The following is a 14370-nucleotide window of genomic DNA, read 5'->3' as shown; positions in this document are numbered from 1 at the left end:
AGCCGCCGTCAGGGCGGAACCCTAGGTGGCCGTTACCGCAGGAATGGATATGTACACAATCCAACTGTGTTGACTGCCAGGCCGTCTTCGCAGGCAAGCCAGCTCCCACAGTTGGATCGTGGTGCGTCAGGTGGATATGGGGCGGCTGGCGGGCCGTTACGGGAGCAAGCTCCCTCGCCACGGGTTCAGCGCGCTATGCTGGCGCTCCAACCCACAGGGACGCGTGCACATGCCAATCAACCCAGCCTTCATCCTTCACCAGACCGAACACTGGCAACTCAACCACCACCTGACCTCGAAGCTGCCGGGTTACCTGATGCTGAGCGCCAGGGCGCCGATTGACGCCCTCCCCGACATGCCTGAAGCCGCACTGGCAGAACTGGGCGGCCTGCTCGCCAACATCCAGCGGGTGATGCAAACCCAACTCCAGCCGAAATGGTTGTATATCAGCCGCTACGGCCATATGCCCGGCTTCCCACTGCACTTTCATTGCATTCCCGTTTATGACTGGGTAGAGCAAGCCTTCTGGCGGGACGAGCGCTATCGCTCGCTGAACGCTTTCGGCACCCACCCCCTCGAGCCCGTGACCGATGGTGCTGAACTGACCCTGTTCGTATGGCGCGAATTTGGCGAGAGCCCCACCCCGCCGCAGATACAAGGGCCAGGAATAGAGCTTGTGATCGAGCAATTGCGCGCTGCATTCAAGCGCGATTCATAACCCGCAACTGCTTGACCATCGGTACACACGCCAGCACCAACCCGGACGGAGAGCGATACACTGCCTGCTCATCGCCCACATACCCGCACGCGCTATAAAAACTCACCGCGTTCAGTGTCGCATCCAGCACCACCTGCTCAATCGCCTGCTGCTGCGCCACGTGCTCCAAGTGAGCAAGCATCGCCTTGCCAAACCCTCGCCCGCTGAATACGGGCAATACAAACAAGGCGCCGAGTTCATGGTTGGCAAGATCCAGCATGCCAGTGGCAACAGGTTCGCCATTGAACCATCCCATGTAGAACTGTTTTTCCATCAGCGCGCCGTAACCATCACTGGCGCGACCTCGAGTCCAGAGCGCCATTTTTTCAGCGCTATAAGCGCCAATACATTGGCCTAGAATGGCCTCGCGACGAATCTCAAACGCACGCTCGGCGTCGTCCGGCGTGGCGCGCTTTATCTCCAGCATCGCAAGCTCCTTCCATAACCTCAAACTGCCATTAGCCCATTTGTGCTAATCGACCCTACCTCACGGCGGCGCTATATTCCGCGGCACTTCCAACGTTCTCACCCACACCGCGCATTCAGTGCGCGCGGGTTCGTTGCGCGTTGGAAAAACCAAAACAACCCCAAGGAAGAAGCACCATGAAACTCCTCTCCCCTGTCACTCGCCTTGCCCTGCTGGGCGCCCTGATCATTGGCGTCGCCGGTTGCAGCAATATCAAGCCTACCGAAGACCATCTCAAGAAGCTGTCGGAAACCAATCTGGGCGAGCCGGTAAAACGTATCTCCAATGTGCGCAGCGACTCCATGACCACCTACTACGTGGCTAACACGGCCTCCGGCGAGTACAACTGTTCCGTGCCCAGTGGTGCCAGCGGCGGCGCGTTCGCGATTGCCAGCTTCGGCCTCATGAAGCCAGCGGCCTACTGCATGCCCAAGGGTGCCAAAGGCAATGGATTAACACCATTCATGCAGTAATTTTTTCCTGGCTGAGCTCACGCAGAGTGCCGCGCAGTTCCACAGGGCGTACCGGTTTGGACAGGATAGCGATCTGACGGTCATGCAACGCGGCCTGGATTTTCTCCACGTCGTGCCCGGTGAGGATCAGCGCTGGCACCGCCCAGCCACGTTGCTCGCGTAGCTGGTCGATGCATTCGATACCGGTGGCGTGGTTGCCCAGGTCATAGTCGGCGACGATGATGTCGCAGTCGCTGACCAAACCCTGCCCCGTGGACTCGGCCTGCACTTGGCACCCCCAGCGCTCGAGCAGGGCCTGGGTGGCGAGCAGCACGTTGTAGTCATCTTCCACCAGGCACACCTTAAGGCCGGTGAGCAGGCCGGCTTGGCGTGCATCGTCGCGCAACGCCGGTTGGCGCGGCGCGGCAGCCAGGGCCAAGCCATGCAAGCTGACAGAAGTGCCATGGCCAACGCGCGAGCGCAGGCTCACCTGCAACCCCATCAATTGCCCCAGGCGCTTGACGATGGACAGCCCCAGGCCCACGCCTTCAACGTCCTTGTCACGCAGTTGACGCACGCGATAAAACTCTTCGAAGACTTTTGAAAGATGCTCCCTGGCAATCCCCCTCCCCTGGTCGTGTACCTCTACTACCAAGCCGTTATCGCGCACACGCACGCCGATCAGCACCGGTCGCTGCGCGCCGTATTTGAAGCAATTGGAGAGCAGGTTCTGCACCATGGTCGCCAGCATGCCCGGATCGACCAACACCCAATGAGCGCAGGGGCGCAAGCGCAACTCCACCCCCGCCCAGCGTGCGGCCTCGGCGTTCTGGCGCACCAGGTCGGCGAGAAAGTCGCCCAGGTGGATCACTTGGTACTTGGGCAACAGGCGACCGTTGTCGAGGGTGTAGAGGTCGAGAATCGAACGGAACAATTGCGACACGTTAAGCAGCGAACGGTCGATATTGTCCACCAAGCGCTGTTCGTCATCTCCCAAGCGGGCTTCGCGCAGGCAGGCGGTGAACAGGCCAATGGAGTGGATCGGCTGGCGCAGGTCATGACTGGCCTGGGCGAGAAAGCGGGATTTTTCCAGGTTGGCAGCGATGGCTTGCTCGGAGGCCTTGCGCGTGCGCTCCAGCAGAATATGCGCATACACCGGGATCACCGTGCTGGTGATCATCAGCATCAGCACCATGAACGGCTGCGCCTGCCACAGCGGCGTAAGCTGGTACACGATCAACAGCGCCAGCAACGCCAGCGCCGTGGCAATCGCCAGGTAGCGCGAACCGTAGCGCATGCCATTGCCCAAGTTCACCCAGACCATCACCGCATACAGCGGCAACGCCGCTTCACCACCCACCACCAGGCCGAACGAAGTACCGGTGTAATCGTGGATCATGCCGAAGATCCGCCGCGCCGGGTAATGCCCGGGCCAGCGTGCGATCACCTGGCGAAGCACGATGGACGCCAGCAGGAACACGAAGATATAGAGGATCACCGGCAGGTAGGTGTCCAGCGATTGCCCAGGTAGGAAACCCAGTAAGCTTATATACACAATGGCGATGGTGGCCACCACAATGCGCAGGTTAGCCTGATCGAGTTCAGAGTTGGTCTCAAGACTCATCGTCATATCCCTGACCTATCATCTGTAGGAGCGAGCTTGCTCGCGAAAAACGTTAACGATAACGCGTGTTGCCTGAATGAACGCAGCGCCTGTGAGTTCTTCGCGAGCAAGCTCGCTCCTACAGGCCCGGTGGTAAATTAGCATGCCTGGATACAACCTTGCCCCAGGAAGGAGCACACAATGACCGGCCGAATCATCATCGCCGACGACCACCCCATGTTTCGCGAAGGCATGACGCGCACCGTGCAGCGCCTGCTACCGGGCGCGGTGGTGCAGGAGGCCGGCGACCTGGCCACGGTGAATGCGTTGCTGTGCGAAGCGGGCGAGGTCGATACCTTGATTCTCGATTTGCGCTTTCCCGGCCTGACCTGCATCAGCCAACTGGCCGAACTGCGCCAGCAACTCAAACGCACCACCTTGGTCCTGGTGTCGATGGTCGACGACCCCGCGCTGATCGAACAGGTCATGGCCCTGGGCGCCGACGGTTTTATCGGCAAGAACATCGCCCCGGACGAGATCGGCCAGGCCCTGCTGGCGATCCGCGAGGGCGAAGTGCTGGTCAAGTTCGCCCCTTCAGGCCTGCTGCCCCTCGACACCCACACCCTCACCCCACGTCAGCAGGAAGTGCTGCGCCTGATTGCCCAGGGCAAGACCAACAAGGAAATTGCCAAGGTCCTGAATATCTCGCCGTTTACCGTGCGTATCCATGTGTCGTCATTGTTGCGCAGCCTGAATGTCCCCTCACGCGCGGCAGCTGCGGTGAAGTATTCCGGCGAGTTCTAGGCGCCTGCGCGGCTCAGCGCTGCGTGGGAATACGAATATCGCCTCCACGGCATTGGCTTTTCACACTGCGCGGGCAACCTGCAAACGCCAGATCCTTGGTCAGGCACACCCGCACTTCCGACAGCACCTGGCCCTTGCAGATCACCGCCATCCCGTGGTTGCCCATGCGTGGGTTGCTCTCGCGAAACAGCGCCTCGATCTCTTTGGCCTGCAAAGACGGCGGCGTGTTGAACGGCTGCAGTTGCTGCGGGATCACCACCGCACCAAGCGCCACATCGGTCTTCTCCAGATACTCCAACGGCGGCAGCCCACTGCAGGTGCCATGCTTGGCCCACTCATGCTTGAGCAGTGCACGGGTGGGAAACAGCACCGCGCCCTTGTCCATTTCTGCCTCGCTCAAGTGCGTCTGCGGCGTACAGGACGCCGGCCACCCTCCCCGCGCGTATTGCGGCCACAAACCGTGCAGCACAAAGCCGTAGCCCTTGCCCGAGCATTGCTCATTGCCTGGGTGCGTCAGGCAAAACGTGGGTGACCACGATAGCGACAGCACATAGAAATCAAACTCGCCCGACTGCCCTTGGCTGCGTGGCGCCGCCGTTGTCGCGGTGGCGATCAGCAGCCACAACACCATCCAGTATTTCATCCCGGTATTCCTTTAAAAGAGTGAAGCCTTACGCTATCGCCACGACTAGGGATGCTGGGAGTAACGGTGTAGCACCTTATCCAGGATGATATCGGTCTTCAGCGCTTCGATGGCCAGCGACGGATGCTCGGCCTCGCCACGAATATGCGCATTCATGTTCAAGACATGGTGCCATTGAATATGGGTGTGACACGGCACTTCCAACACTTCGGTGGTCTCGCCTTCAAGACGTAACGGCTGGTCCTCGAACACCGAAAACTGAATACGGCCACGACTGCCGATCAGTTCGACACGGTCTTCGCGACGGTCCGCCACAAAGTTCCAGCAGCCCATGCCCAACGCACCGCTGGCGAATGTCCAACAGGCCGTCACTGCATCTTCTGCCGCATAGCGTCCGGCCTGTCGCGCCGAAAAGCCTGAGACCTCAACGATATCGCCAGCCAGGTACTGGAACAGGTCAAACCCATGGCTGGCCAGGTCGGCAAAGTAGCCGCCACCGGCAATGGCCGGGTCGGTGCGCCAATTGGTGGCGTCGGTGTCTGTTACGGCAGCGGGTTTGCACAAAGTCCAGCTCAGATGGCGCAGCTCACCGATACGGCCTTCCTGCAGCCAGGTGCGCACTTGCTGGAAGCGTGGCAATGAACGCCGGTAATAAGAAACAAACAGGTGCAGCCCGGCGCGCTCAAATGTGCGCTGCATCAACGCGCTCTGTTCAGCATTCAGCGACATCGGCTTTTCGACGCAGCAATGCTTGCCCGCCGCCGCCACCCTCAAGGCGTATTCAAGATGGCTGTCGGGTGGAGTGGCGATGTAGACCGCATCCACCTCGGGGTCATCGATCAAAGCCTGGGCGTCGGTATAGCAACGGGCAATGCCATGGCGCGCCGCATAATCGCGCACCGCCTCGGCACGCCGCCCCATCACGGCGACCAATGCCGAACCTGGCGCTTTATAGAAAGCCGGTCCACTCTTTAACTCAGTGACACTGCCACAGCCGATCATGCCCCAGCGTATGGTCTTCATCTAATGTCCTCGGTCGTATTCGTCAATCGGGCAGTATCCACATACCGGCCCTGGCGCGCCATAACCACTTAGCATGACAATTGCATTACACTTTTATGACATTCGTTCGGCGCGGGGGCACATTCGATGAAAATTAGGGCAACCGTCATTTGCGAACATGAGGGGCATATTCTCTTCGTGCGCAAGGCCAGATCAAAATGGGCATTGCCCGGCGGGAAAGTGGAAGCAGACGAGCGCCCGGTAGGCGCGGCGGAACGCGAGCTGGAAGAAGAAACCGGGTTAAACGTGGACGGCTTGCTGTACCTGCAGGAGCTCAAGGCCCGAGACACCGTCCACCACGTGTTTGAGGCATCGGTAGTCAATATCGACGAGGCACGGCCGTGCAACGAGATTGTCGATTGCCAGTGGTATGCCTACAACGCCCTGGATGAGCTGGACACCACAGACGCCACGCGCCACATCGTCAAATCCTTCCTGCGGCGCCTCTGACGCGCTGGACGGCCCTTAACCTACCGCAGCAAACCCACGGCGCCCGGCCTTTATCTCGGTACGCAACTCACCAATCAGGTTGGAGATGGCACGGATGCTGTCCAGGCCCTCGGGCGATACACGGGTCAACAGCAAGTCGACACGACCGGACGCAGGCTCGAACACGCTGATGCGCAGCGAGCCGTCGCTGTTAAGGCAGCACTCACACGCCAGCGGCAGGAAGCCTGAGGCCATGATGCGGTTGAATTCGGTGATGGAAATCATGATCAGCCCCCCCGTCCCTGGGTTCTACCCGATTGAGGTGATGCAAGCAGCATAGATAAGGTTTTGCCGGCCGCCGGACAATTAACGCAAAAGTGTTAGCCAGCCCTCACTTTGTAGGGCGTCACCCGCCATGAACGACAGACCGAGATTAAATCGCGGGCAAAAAAAATCCCAAGTAGCTGATGGAAACTTGGGATTTAAAAATGCATAAACCGTGGGAGGTGAACGCCCGGGTATATTAGCGATTGTAAAAACATGTAACAAGATTATTTTAATCCTTTCGTCGGATTGAAAGCCTCGTAAGTCATTCAATAACCACATGTTTTTTAAGGTGGAAAGCAGTAGTCGTGCTACTTTTTGGTGCAAGTAACGACAGTAAGCCCCTGTATAAAAAATGGTTATTAATCGGGCGTAGCGCTTTCAAGTAACTGTTCACTTAACTGCTTGCATGTTTCTTGAAGGGCCTCACGACTGGAAGCAGTGGCGCCCACCACGGCCTCCAGATGACGACACAGCGTCAGGCGTTCAGCCGCCTCTTCGCGCTGGCGGTCGACCTTGGCGTTGAGTTGAATGAAATAGAACCCCAGCAGCACGGCGATGCCCAGCACACCCACCGCGAGGTAGCGCAAGCCGTTGGACGATGGAGGCTCTGGGGCATTCATGGCCTTATGGCGCCCTGCTCTTTTCATAACGAACGTCATCACCATCGACCGGGCCCACGACGGACCAGCCCAGGCGCTGATAGAACCCGTTGGCCCGGATTTCATCCCGCCCATCAGTCACCAGGTACAGCGTGTCGTGGCGCGCAAACAGGGCCGCCTCGGCCACTGCCATCAGTTGGCGACCCAGGCCAAGCTTCTCGTGCGATGGCAGCACGAACATCGCGAATACTTCGCCTTCATCCAGATCGACCATGGAAAACCCCGCCGCCTGGCCGTCCACTTCCGCGATCCAGCCGCAAGGGGCTGCGCGCAACGTGTCGCTCAATACCTGTGGGGTAATCCCCAGGTCAGCCATCTGTTCAAGGCTCAGGTGGTTTTGCACCACCGCGGTGCGAATCGCGCACAGCGTGTCGACGTCATCGGGTGTCGCCGTTCGAATCAGCACTTGCATATCGGCCTCCATGAAGAAGTGCGCAATTGTATGCAAATACTCACACAGGGTTTGTCGTGGATTTGTAAAGGCCCCACGGCTGATGCGGGGCTACGATTACTTGCGCGCCACCTTGTAGCGCAGGCAATCCTGGTAAAAGCTTTGACGAATCGCCTCGGGCTTGAGCCGTGAGCGACTGTCATAGGTCTGCTCGGTGATGCCCATGGCCATCATGCGCATCCACGATTTGCTGAACTTGAGGGTCTGGATCTTCTGCCGGGCGGCGTACAGCGAAACGCCGGATAACTTGAGTTCCTGGGCCCTGGCGGCCGTGCCTGCGCCCCAACTGCACATGTACTTGTCACCTTCGCGCAATTCCCTGGCCTGCGCGACAGTCGCGCCGCCGGCCAGGGAGCAGGCAATCAGCATCATTCCCACAGAGCGCATTTGCATCCTCACCTAACCACCTGAAAATAAAAGTGATTTTGGCGAGGATTTTGTTACAAAGGGGCCATTAAATTGCCTTAATGCGCAACGCAATGGCCGGATGGCTCGTATCAAGGCTTGAGTTCGAACAGCGCCGGCATTGGCGGCCACTCCGAGGGCACTTTACGGAAGCGGCTGAACCCGGCGGCTTGCGCCATCTGACGGGCACGCTTCTCGCCCATGAACGCCCCCAGCCCGGCGCCGCCATGGGACAGCGAACAGGTCATGCAATAGAGGGTGCTCTGCGGGTACATGACACGCCCGAACAGGTTCATGTTTTCGTGCAGTTCTTCGGACAGGTTGAGTTCCACCATCAGGTAGGTACCGTCTTCGGCCGTGGCGGCGCGCAAATCCTTGAGCATCTGTTGAGGGTCGGTGGCATCGTGGATCACCACAAAGGTGGTCACGAAGTCGAATTGCTGACCGCGCAAGGCATCGGAGTCGTTCACCTCGAATTGCACCCGGTCACCCACACCAGCCGCCTCGGCGTTGGCCCGCGCCAACTCGATGGAAGGCAGGTGGAAGTCGCAGCCGACAATGCGCGCCTCGGGGTAGGCCTTGGCCATGGTGATCGCCGCCAAGCCCGCGCCACAGCCGAAATCCAGCACACTGCCGCCGGTCTTGAGCTTCTCTTCGACGCCGTCCAGGGACGGGATCCAGTGCTGGACCAGGTAGTGCTTGTACCAGGGCATGGTCATGCGCTCCATGCCTTTCCAGGTTTCCAGCGGGAACGCCTCTTCGGCGCAACCCCCGCCGTGGCGGAAGGCTTCAATGACCTTGGGCGCCATGCTCACGAACGGCACGCTCAGCTGGATAATGCCACCGGCGAAATACGGCGAGTCTTCATCGGCCAGCACTGGCACAAATTCAGCCGGCATCTGGTAGCGGCGGGTTTGCGCGTCGTAGGTCACGTAATTGCCAGTGGCCATGCTGCCCAGCCATTCGCGCAAGTAACGTGCGTTGTAGCCGGTCTTGTGCGCTAACTCTTCCAGGGTCACCGCCTGGCCGTCGGCCAATGCCTTGAACAAGCCGAGCTGGTCGCCAATGTAGAGCATGGCGCCGCGCAGCGTGTTGCCGTAATCCTCCATGATGCGCGCCGAAAATTGCTGGACCTTGGCTTTATCAACTTCCATAACGTTGGACATCTGTCGCTCCTTGATGAATTTGCAAGTCTGTTGAGAGATCAATGATCAGTGGCCGGCGAGCTTGGCCAGCACGTTGTCAACAATGCGTTCGGACATGCCCAGGTGCGTCCGGGGTTCGAACAGCCGGGCCAGGGCGCCGTCATTCATGACCGCAAGCACCCGCGCATCGGCCTCGATTGCCTCGCGGATCGACACGTGATTGCGCTGGCTGGCCTGGGACACTTCGAAGATGATCTGGTAGGCGCTGCTCTTGCCCAGCTTGCGCGCCATTTCGAACACCACCGCTTCGGTGCAGATGGCATCGCCATAGGCCTGGGCGGTGCATTCCATCTTCTGCACATTCACGGTGAGCCCGTCGATGGTCTCGGTCAGAATCGAGAGCGCCATCAGCGCATAGTGGGAAACGTCCGCGACCGCGCACCACTCCAACCGCGTGCCGCGGTAATCACGCTCATGCTCAAGAATCATCGCGTCCAGCGCGAGCATGACCTGGGCCTTGGCCAGCCGCGCCAACACCACCACCTGCTCGCAACCTTCGGGGTTGCGTTTGTGCGGCATGGTGCTGCTGCCGATCTGTTGGTCGCTCCAGCCCACTTCCACTTCAGCGATTTCCCAGCGATTGAGCGTACGGATTTCATCGGCAACGCGGGCCAACGAGGCGGTGACCATGGCCAGGGTGCTGACGAACTCGGCAACGCGGTCACGGGACACATGCCAGCCCGTGAGGGGGACTTGCAGCGACAAGCGCTGGGCAAAACGCTCTAGCATCGGCATGGCATCCGGGCCGAACGCCGCCATGGTGCCGACCCCGCCGAACAACTGCACCACCAGCACCCGCTGGCGCGCCTCGGCCAGGCGCTGACGGTGGCGCAACAGCTCATCGATCCAGCCGGCGACCTTCAGTCCGAAGGTGGTCGGCAAGGCGGGAATCGAGTGGGTCCTGGCGACCATCAGCGAGTCACGGTGCGCATCAGCCAGGGTCGACAACTTGCCCAGCAAGGTCTCCAGGGCCTGGTCCATTGCATCAAGCACATCGCGCATTTCCAGGGACTGGGCGGTGTCCTGGATGTCTTGGGTGGTAGCGCCGTAATGCACGTACTCACGGGCACTGGGGCTGCAGTTTTTTTGCAGGGCGCTGAGCAATGGCATCAGCGAATGCCCAGTGGCTGCCACGCCCTCGGCCAGTTGGCGCACATTGATGCCCGACAGCAACGCGGCCTTTTCGATCTCCAGGGCCGCCTCGCGCGGGATGATGTTGACATCGGCCTGGGCCATCGCCAGCGCCGCTTCCACGTCCAGCCAACGTTGCAGGCGACAATGACTGCAGAAAATCTTGCGGCTCTGCGGGCCGGCATAACCCGAACCGTGGGTTTTCGAATCGAGGATGTGGCTGTGTTCGTGGCGGCATTGCTCGCCGTCATGATCAAAGCCTGGGTGGTCCGACCGTGCGGTGCAAGATGCACGGGCGGTCACTTCCAATGTTTGCGCATCCATCACATACCCTCCATCGCGTATTGGGACTGACTGGTATTGCCTGGGGTTGCCTGCGTCGCTTCAAGGCCATGGCCGCAAGCGCGAGGCAGTGCTTTAGTTGCCACCAAATCGACCATCTCGGCGGCAAGCCCCGTGTAGGTCGTCGGGTCAAGCAGGTCATCGAGCGTTTGCGGGCTGAAACAACCCTGCAGCCGCGAGTCACCAAGCAGCGCGTCGCGAAAGCAGACGCCTGTGTCTTGGGCTTGCAGGGCGATGTCGTGCACCAGGTGATGGGCTGTCTGCTTGCCACACCGAGGCGCCAGCGCGAGCATCACCCGCTCCGACAGGATCAGCCCGCCCAGCACGTCCAGGTTGCTACGCATGCGCGCTTCACGCACCTCCAGCCCAGCCAGCAGCAAGCCGTCCATACGGGCGAGCAAGGCGCCGGCGTAAATGAACAGCTCCGGCAAGGCCGCCCATTCGATGCGCCAGGTGGTACCGTCACGCTCGTGCAACTGGAACGCGGCGTCGGTCAGCGCAACCATCTGAGCGCGCACCAGCCGCGACAGCGCACTGATCAGGTCCACCGTCGACGGGTTTTGCTTGTGGGGCATGGTGCTGCTCCCCACCTGCCCTGCCCGTCGGCCTTCGCGCACTTCATCGATCTCGGTGCGCTGCAGGTGGTAGATCTCATTGGCGACACGGCCCAACGTTGCCGACGCCTGCACCAGCAACCACGCCGCCTCCAGAATGCGGTCGCGAGCGCTGTGCCAACTGCTCAATGGCGCCGCCAGGCCCAGGCTTTCCAGGGTGCGGCGCTGCACATCCAAACCCTGCGGGCCAAGCCCGGCCAGGGTGCCCACGGCGCCGGTCAGGTTACCGACCATCACCCGCGCATAGGCTTCGTCAAAGCGTTCAAGGTGCCGATCGATCTCATCGACCCACACCGCCACCTTGTAGCCAAACGTGGTGGGCAGTGCGTGCTGCCCATGAGTCCTGGCGACCATCGGCGTGTGCTTGTGGCGCAAGGCGAGCGTGAGCAAATGCCCACGGATGCCGCGCAGGCGCTGCACCACCAGGCCCCAGGCATCGCGGATTTGCAGGATGAGGCCGGTGTCGAGGATGTCCTGGGTGGTGACGCCGTAATGCACGTATTCACCCAGCCCATCGGCACATAACCCCTGCAAGGCGCGCAGGGTCGGCACCAGGATGTGCCCGGTTTCCAGGCCCTCGCGCCCCAACGCGTCGAGGTCCAGCAGTTCCACGCTGGCTACCCGGGCAATCTCCCGGGCGGCCTCGTGGGGGATGAGGCCCATCTGCGCCTGGGTCGCCGCCAGCGCCGTTTCAACATCAAGCCACTTCTGCACCTGATTGGCATCAGAGAAGATCGCGGCAAATTCCGGGGACGAGTAAGCGCCCCCGTGGATACGGGATTCAGTGATATGACTTGGCATGTCGAGTTACTCGCGTTGTCCTAAGGAGGGCTACTTCACGCGTTGCACGTGTTCCCAGACTGCATCGTAGTAAGCCCGCTCCAGCCGGAAGTGCTCGGCCAAAGACGTCAGGAACGCGTTCTGGAACCCGAGGTCCGGAATACGCCGTGAGATCAGTGCCCATTCACGCTTGGCCCGTGGCGGCACCAGGCTGATATGCACTTCGTAATACTCCGCGTCGTCCTGGCTCAAGCCCGCATTGCGCAGGGCGTTGTACAACTTGCCGTGGTTGCCCGGCACCACCAGTTCAGTGATGTAGAACACCGCCAGGCCCCAGCCGACATCGGGGTTGCGGAAACAGCGGGCGCGGTTGTTGAGGTAGGCGATTTCCTCGGGCATCGTCGAAAGCGCCTCGAAATCGGCATTCAGGCCCACGGCGGCAAGCAACTTGGCCAACAGCTTCGGGTGGGAACGCTGCTCATCCTCTTCGCCCAACTCACCGTAGAGATAACGCGCCAAGGCGGCCGCCTCGTCTACGTCAGTCAGGTTGACCAGCAGGTCGGCGGCGTCCCGGTACAGGCGGTATGTGCGGAACCATTGGTGGCGCAAAAACACCTGCAGTTGCTCGCGAGAGGCTTTGCCTTCAAACACATACTGCGACATCGGATGGTTTTCCCGCGACTGCGCGGCAATCTGCTCTTCCAGGCGCTGCTGGAAACCGGCCTCGGACAAGGGCGATGCCAGGTCGGCTGACGGCATGAAACGCTCTTGCACGCTGTAAACGGCATTCGCCAGCCAACGCCGGGTCGAGGCGGTGGCCACGTCATCGCTCAGCGACAGGATGTACAGCAATTGCTGGCACTGCGCCGCATTCGCGGCGTCACCGCGTTGGCCGGTCTCGCACAGGGCGCGCAGCATATTGGCGGCAATTTCGATGCGATTGAACGTCGCGTCCGGCTTCAAGGCTTCCGCCAACAGACGGGCTTCGGCCGTGTGAATATTTTGCAATTGCGGCAGGGAAAAATTACGTGGGCTCATCATGTGCTCCATTATTTTTGTTTTCGGATCGCAGGTCGTTCAGGCAGACAGGCGTTGGGCCTGCATCTGCTGCCACAGGCTGTCGAAGTAGGCCTTGTTGATTTCGAAGTGGCGCTTGAGTGCGCGCATGAACGTGCGCTGAAAGCCCTCCTCGCTGGCAAACTTGGCAATCAGGGCCCACATTTCCTCGGTGTCGATCTCATCCTGGGTGCCATGCAAGCGGTGGAATTCGCTGGGCTGCTCTGGAACGTCGAGGCGCTGCAACAGCTCGTAGATGCGCCGATGGTTGACGCAACTGACAGACTCCACCGCATAGAGCAGTGCAAGGCCCCAGGCGACATCCGTGTGGCGCACACAGCGAATGCGATTATTCAGGTAGGCCTTTTCCAGCGGATGCAGCGCGGGGAAGTCGATGGCCAGCGGAATATCGAAATACTCCATCAGATGGGCGAGCATCGCCGGGTGCGAACGCTGCGGCGTCTCAGCCCCTGCTTCACCGTACAGGTTGCGGTAAAACACCGAGGCGTCTTCGATGGCTTCGAAGCGAAAGGCCAGTTCGGCCAGCAGGCTGTAGAAGTTGTAGGAACGGGTCCAGTGATGCTCCAGGAAGAAGCGCACATCCTGCACCGGCGGCGTCCCTTGGAACAGGTGCACCGACATCGGGTGGTTGACCCGGCTGCGTGCAGCGATTTCAGCGTCGACCTGTTGACGGAACTCGTCCGCCGGCAACGCTTTAAAGCCCGGCACGTCGGCGGCGAACTCATCTTCGACGCGGTAGACCTCGCTGGCCATCCAGCGCCGGGTCGGTTCGGTGCGCGGGTCACCGGGGAGGTGCAGTTGCAGCAGGGCTGACTGATAGTGCGCATAAGCTTGGGCGTCTCCCGCCAGGCCTTGCCGGGTCCGTGCGAGCAGCGCTTCCAGCGCGCGGGTGACTTGGGCGTAGTTGGCGCTGGGTTCCAAGGCATTCACCATCAGCCGCGAGGCGTTGGTGAAGAGATCGGAATCCGAGCGTTGTTGCAGGGCAGCAGTATCCATTGATAACCCCTGAATCTTGTTTTTGTGGTTGGGCGTACTCGGAAAAAAGCCTAAAGGTTCCCGTAGTGGCAAGGTCAACACCTGTAGGAAAATTCTTTCAAAGGCTTGGCAACCAACGGTAACCACGATGCGAAGCGAGCCGCTCTTGATCTTGATCTGCTTTTGAT

Annotated in this window: 17 protein-coding genes; 4 read left to right on the top strand and 13 right to left on the bottom strand. The window is 60.4% G+C overall.

The features are described 5' to 3' along the window. Nucleotides 1-229 precede the first annotated feature (229 nt). On the top strand, nt 230-718 hold the full coding sequence (locus QK296_RS28480) for a hypothetical protein (RefSeq protein WP_003191744.1): 489 nt from the start codon (nt 230-232) through the stop codon (nt 716-718). Here QK296_RS28480 and QK296_RS28475 read toward each other — a convergent pair. Further along, nucleotides 702-1184: a GNAT family N-acetyltransferase gene (locus QK296_RS28475; protein WP_003191745.1), complete on the bottom strand. Its 483-nt coding sequence runs from the start codon at nt 1182-1184 to the stop codon at nt 702-704. The two genes, QK296_RS28480 and QK296_RS28475, sit on opposite strands and share 17 nt — an antisense overlap. A gap of 176 nt (nt 1185-1360) precedes the next feature. Here QK296_RS28475 and QK296_RS28470 point away from each other — a divergent pair, with 176 nt between their 5' ends. Beyond that, a complete protein-coding gene (locus QK296_RS28470) occupies nt 1361-1696 on the top strand; it encodes a hypothetical protein (protein WP_003191746.1) in 336 nt (111 codons plus the stop codon). Here the strand turns inward: QK296_RS28470 and QK296_RS28465 are convergent. Beyond that, nucleotides 1686-3299, bottom strand: coding sequence for a hybrid sensor histidine kinase/response regulator (locus QK296_RS28465; protein ID WP_192002348.1), 1614 nt, complete (start codon nt 3297-3299; stop codon nt 1686-1688). The two genes, QK296_RS28470 and QK296_RS28465, sit on opposite strands and share 11 nt — an antisense overlap. A 180-nt stretch (nt 3300-3479) precedes the next feature. Here QK296_RS28465 and QK296_RS28460 point away from each other — a divergent pair, with 180 nt between their 5' ends. Further along, complete coding sequence (locus tag QK296_RS28460; protein ID WP_003191748.1) at nt 3480-4082, top strand: response regulator transcription factor; 603 nt, start codon at nt 3480-3482, stop codon at nt 4080-4082. A gap of 13 nt (nt 4083-4095) precedes the next feature. Here QK296_RS28460 and QK296_RS28455 read toward each other — a convergent pair whose 3' ends face one another. Further along, complete coding sequence (locus tag QK296_RS28455; RefSeq protein WP_003191750.1) at nt 4096-4725, bottom strand: ribonuclease T2; 630 nt, start codon at nt 4723-4725, stop codon at nt 4096-4098. Nucleotides 4726-4770: 45 nt separating this feature from the next. Beyond that, a complete protein-coding gene (locus QK296_RS28450) occupies nt 4771-5748 on the bottom strand; it encodes a Gfo/Idh/MocA family oxidoreductase (RefSeq protein WP_137205113.1) in 978 nt (325 codons plus the stop codon). A 126-nt stretch (nt 5749-5874) separates the two neighbouring features. On the opposite strand from QK296_RS28450, the gene QK296_RS28445 reads away from it, so the two are divergent. Continuing rightward, nucleotides 5875-6237: an NUDIX domain-containing protein gene (locus QK296_RS28445; RefSeq protein ID WP_003191752.1), complete on the top strand. Its 363-nt coding sequence runs from the start codon at nt 5875-5877 to the stop codon at nt 6235-6237. Between the two features lie 15 nt (nt 6238-6252). On the opposite strand, the gene QK296_RS28440 is transcribed toward QK296_RS28445, so the two are convergent. From QK296_RS28440 to QK296_RS28400, 9 genes are all read right to left on the bottom strand, one after another. Beyond that, nucleotides 6253-6501 carry a DUF1652 domain-containing protein gene (locus tag QK296_RS28440; protein ID WP_003191753.1) on the bottom strand — a complete coding sequence of 83 codons (249 nt, stop codon included), beginning with the start codon at nt 6499-6501 and terminating at the stop codon, nt 6253-6255. 401 nt (nt 6502-6902) lie between these two features. After that, nucleotides 6903-7163 carry a hypothetical protein gene (locus tag QK296_RS28435; protein WP_032900704.1) on the bottom strand — a complete coding sequence of 87 codons (261 nt, stop codon included), beginning with the start codon at nt 7161-7163 and terminating at the stop codon, nt 6903-6905. A gap of 4 nt (nt 7164-7167) precedes the next feature. Then, nucleotides 7168-7614, bottom strand: a complete 447-nt coding sequence (locus QK296_RS28430; RefSeq protein WP_057710437.1) for a GNAT family N-acetyltransferase — start codon at nt 7612-7614, stop codon at nt 7168-7170. A gap of 96 nt (nt 7615-7710) precedes the next feature. Beyond that, complete coding sequence (locus QK296_RS28425) at nt 7711-8040, bottom strand: hypothetical protein (RefSeq protein ID WP_003191756.1); 330 nt, start codon at nt 8038-8040, stop codon at nt 7711-7713. A gap of 110 nt (nt 8041-8150) precedes the next feature. After that, nucleotides 8151-9224 (bottom strand): class I SAM-dependent methyltransferase, encoded by a 1074-nt coding sequence (locus tag QK296_RS28420; protein WP_003191758.1) that lies wholly within the window; start codon nt 9222-9224, stop codon nt 8151-8153. Between the two features lie 45 nt (nt 9225-9269). After that, nucleotides 9270-10718, bottom strand: a complete 1449-nt coding sequence (locus tag QK296_RS28415; protein ID WP_034126088.1) for an adenylosuccinate lyase family protein — start codon at nt 10716-10718, stop codon at nt 9270-9272. Next, nucleotides 10718-12151: an adenylosuccinate lyase gene (gene purB / locus QK296_RS28410; protein WP_003191761.1), complete on the bottom strand. Its 1434-nt coding sequence runs from the start codon at nt 12149-12151 to the stop codon at nt 10718-10720. Before purB ends, QK296_RS28415 begins: the two co-directional genes overlap by 1 nt. Nucleotides 12152-12181: 30 nt before the next feature. Continuing rightward, nucleotides 12182-13168: an HOASN domain-containing protein gene (locus QK296_RS28405; protein WP_003191763.1), complete on the bottom strand. Its 987-nt coding sequence runs from the start codon at nt 13166-13168 to the stop codon at nt 12182-12184. Between the two features lie 39 nt (nt 13169-13207). Continuing rightward, nucleotides 13208-14203 (bottom strand): HOASN domain-containing protein, encoded by a 996-nt coding sequence (locus QK296_RS28400; protein ID WP_282392261.1) that lies wholly within the window; start codon nt 14201-14203, stop codon nt 13208-13210. Nucleotides 14204-14370 lie beyond the last annotated feature (167 nt).

Source organism: Pseudomonas sp. AL10 (assembly GCF_029960685.1).
GTDB lineage: Bacteria > Pseudomonadota > Gammaproteobacteria > Pseudomonadales > Pseudomonadaceae > Aquipseudomonas > Aquipseudomonas lactis.
Note: the sequence above shows the minus strand (reverse complement) of the source record. Positions and strands in the feature narration are given on the sequence as shown.

Excerpts from the sequence above, each read along its gene's own strand:
- QK296_RS28480 (WP_003191744.1), top strand. The coding sequence starts at position 230 with ATGCCAATCAACCCAGCCTTCATCCTTCACCAGACCGAACACTGGCAA.
- QK296_RS28475 (WP_003191745.1), bottom strand. The coding sequence starts at position 1,184 with ATGCTGGAGATAAAGCGCGCCACGCCGGACGACGCCGAGCGTGCGTTT.
- QK296_RS28470 (WP_003191746.1), top strand. The coding sequence starts at position 1,361 with ATGAAACTCCTCTCCCCTGTCACTCGCCTTGCCCTGCTGGGCGCCCTG.
- QK296_RS28465 (WP_192002348.1), bottom strand. The coding sequence starts at position 3,299 with ATGAGTCTTGAGACCAACTCTGAACTCGATCAGGCTAACCTGCGCATT.
- QK296_RS28460 (WP_003191748.1), top strand. The coding sequence starts at position 3,480 with ATGACCGGCCGAATCATCATCGCCGACGACCACCCCATGTTTCGCGAA.
- QK296_RS28455 (WP_003191750.1), bottom strand. The coding sequence starts at position 4,725 with ATGAAATACTGGATGGTGTTGTGGCTGCTGATCGCCACCGCGACAACG.
- QK296_RS28450 (WP_137205113.1), bottom strand. The coding sequence starts at position 5,748 with ATGAAGACCATACGCTGGGGCATGATCGGCTGTGGCAGTGTCACTGAG.
- QK296_RS28445 (WP_003191752.1), top strand. The coding sequence starts at position 5,875 with ATGAAAATTAGGGCAACCGTCATTTGCGAACATGAGGGGCATATTCTC.
- QK296_RS28440 (WP_003191753.1), bottom strand. The coding sequence starts at position 6,501 with ATGATTTCCATCACCGAATTCAACCGCATCATGGCCTCAGGCTTCCTG.
- QK296_RS28435 (WP_032900704.1), bottom strand. The coding sequence starts at position 7,163 with ATGAATGCCCCAGAGCCTCCATCGTCCAACGGCTTGCGCTACCTCGCG.
- QK296_RS28430 (WP_057710437.1), bottom strand. The coding sequence starts at position 7,614 with ATGCAAGTGCTGATTCGAACGGCGACACCCGATGACGTCGACACGCTG.
- QK296_RS28425 (WP_003191756.1), bottom strand. The coding sequence starts at position 8,040 with ATGCGCTCTGTGGGAATGATGCTGATTGCCTGCTCCCTGGCCGGCGGC.
- QK296_RS28420 (WP_003191758.1), bottom strand. The coding sequence starts at position 9,224 with ATGTCCAACGTTATGGAAGTTGATAAAGCCAAGGTCCAGCAATTTTCG.
- QK296_RS28415 (WP_034126088.1), bottom strand. The coding sequence starts at position 10,718 with ATGGATGCGCAAACATTGGAAGTGACCGCCCGTGCATCTTGCACCGCA.
- purB (WP_003191761.1), bottom strand. The coding sequence starts at position 12,151 with ATGCCAAGTCATATCACTGAATCCCGTATCCACGGGGGCGCTTACTCG.
- QK296_RS28405 (WP_003191763.1), bottom strand. The coding sequence starts at position 13,168 with ATGAGCCCACGTAATTTTTCCCTGCCGCAATTGCAAAATATTCACACG.
- QK296_RS28400 (WP_282392261.1), bottom strand. The coding sequence starts at position 14,203 with ATGGATACTGCTGCCCTGCAACAACGCTCGGATTCCGATCTCTTCACC.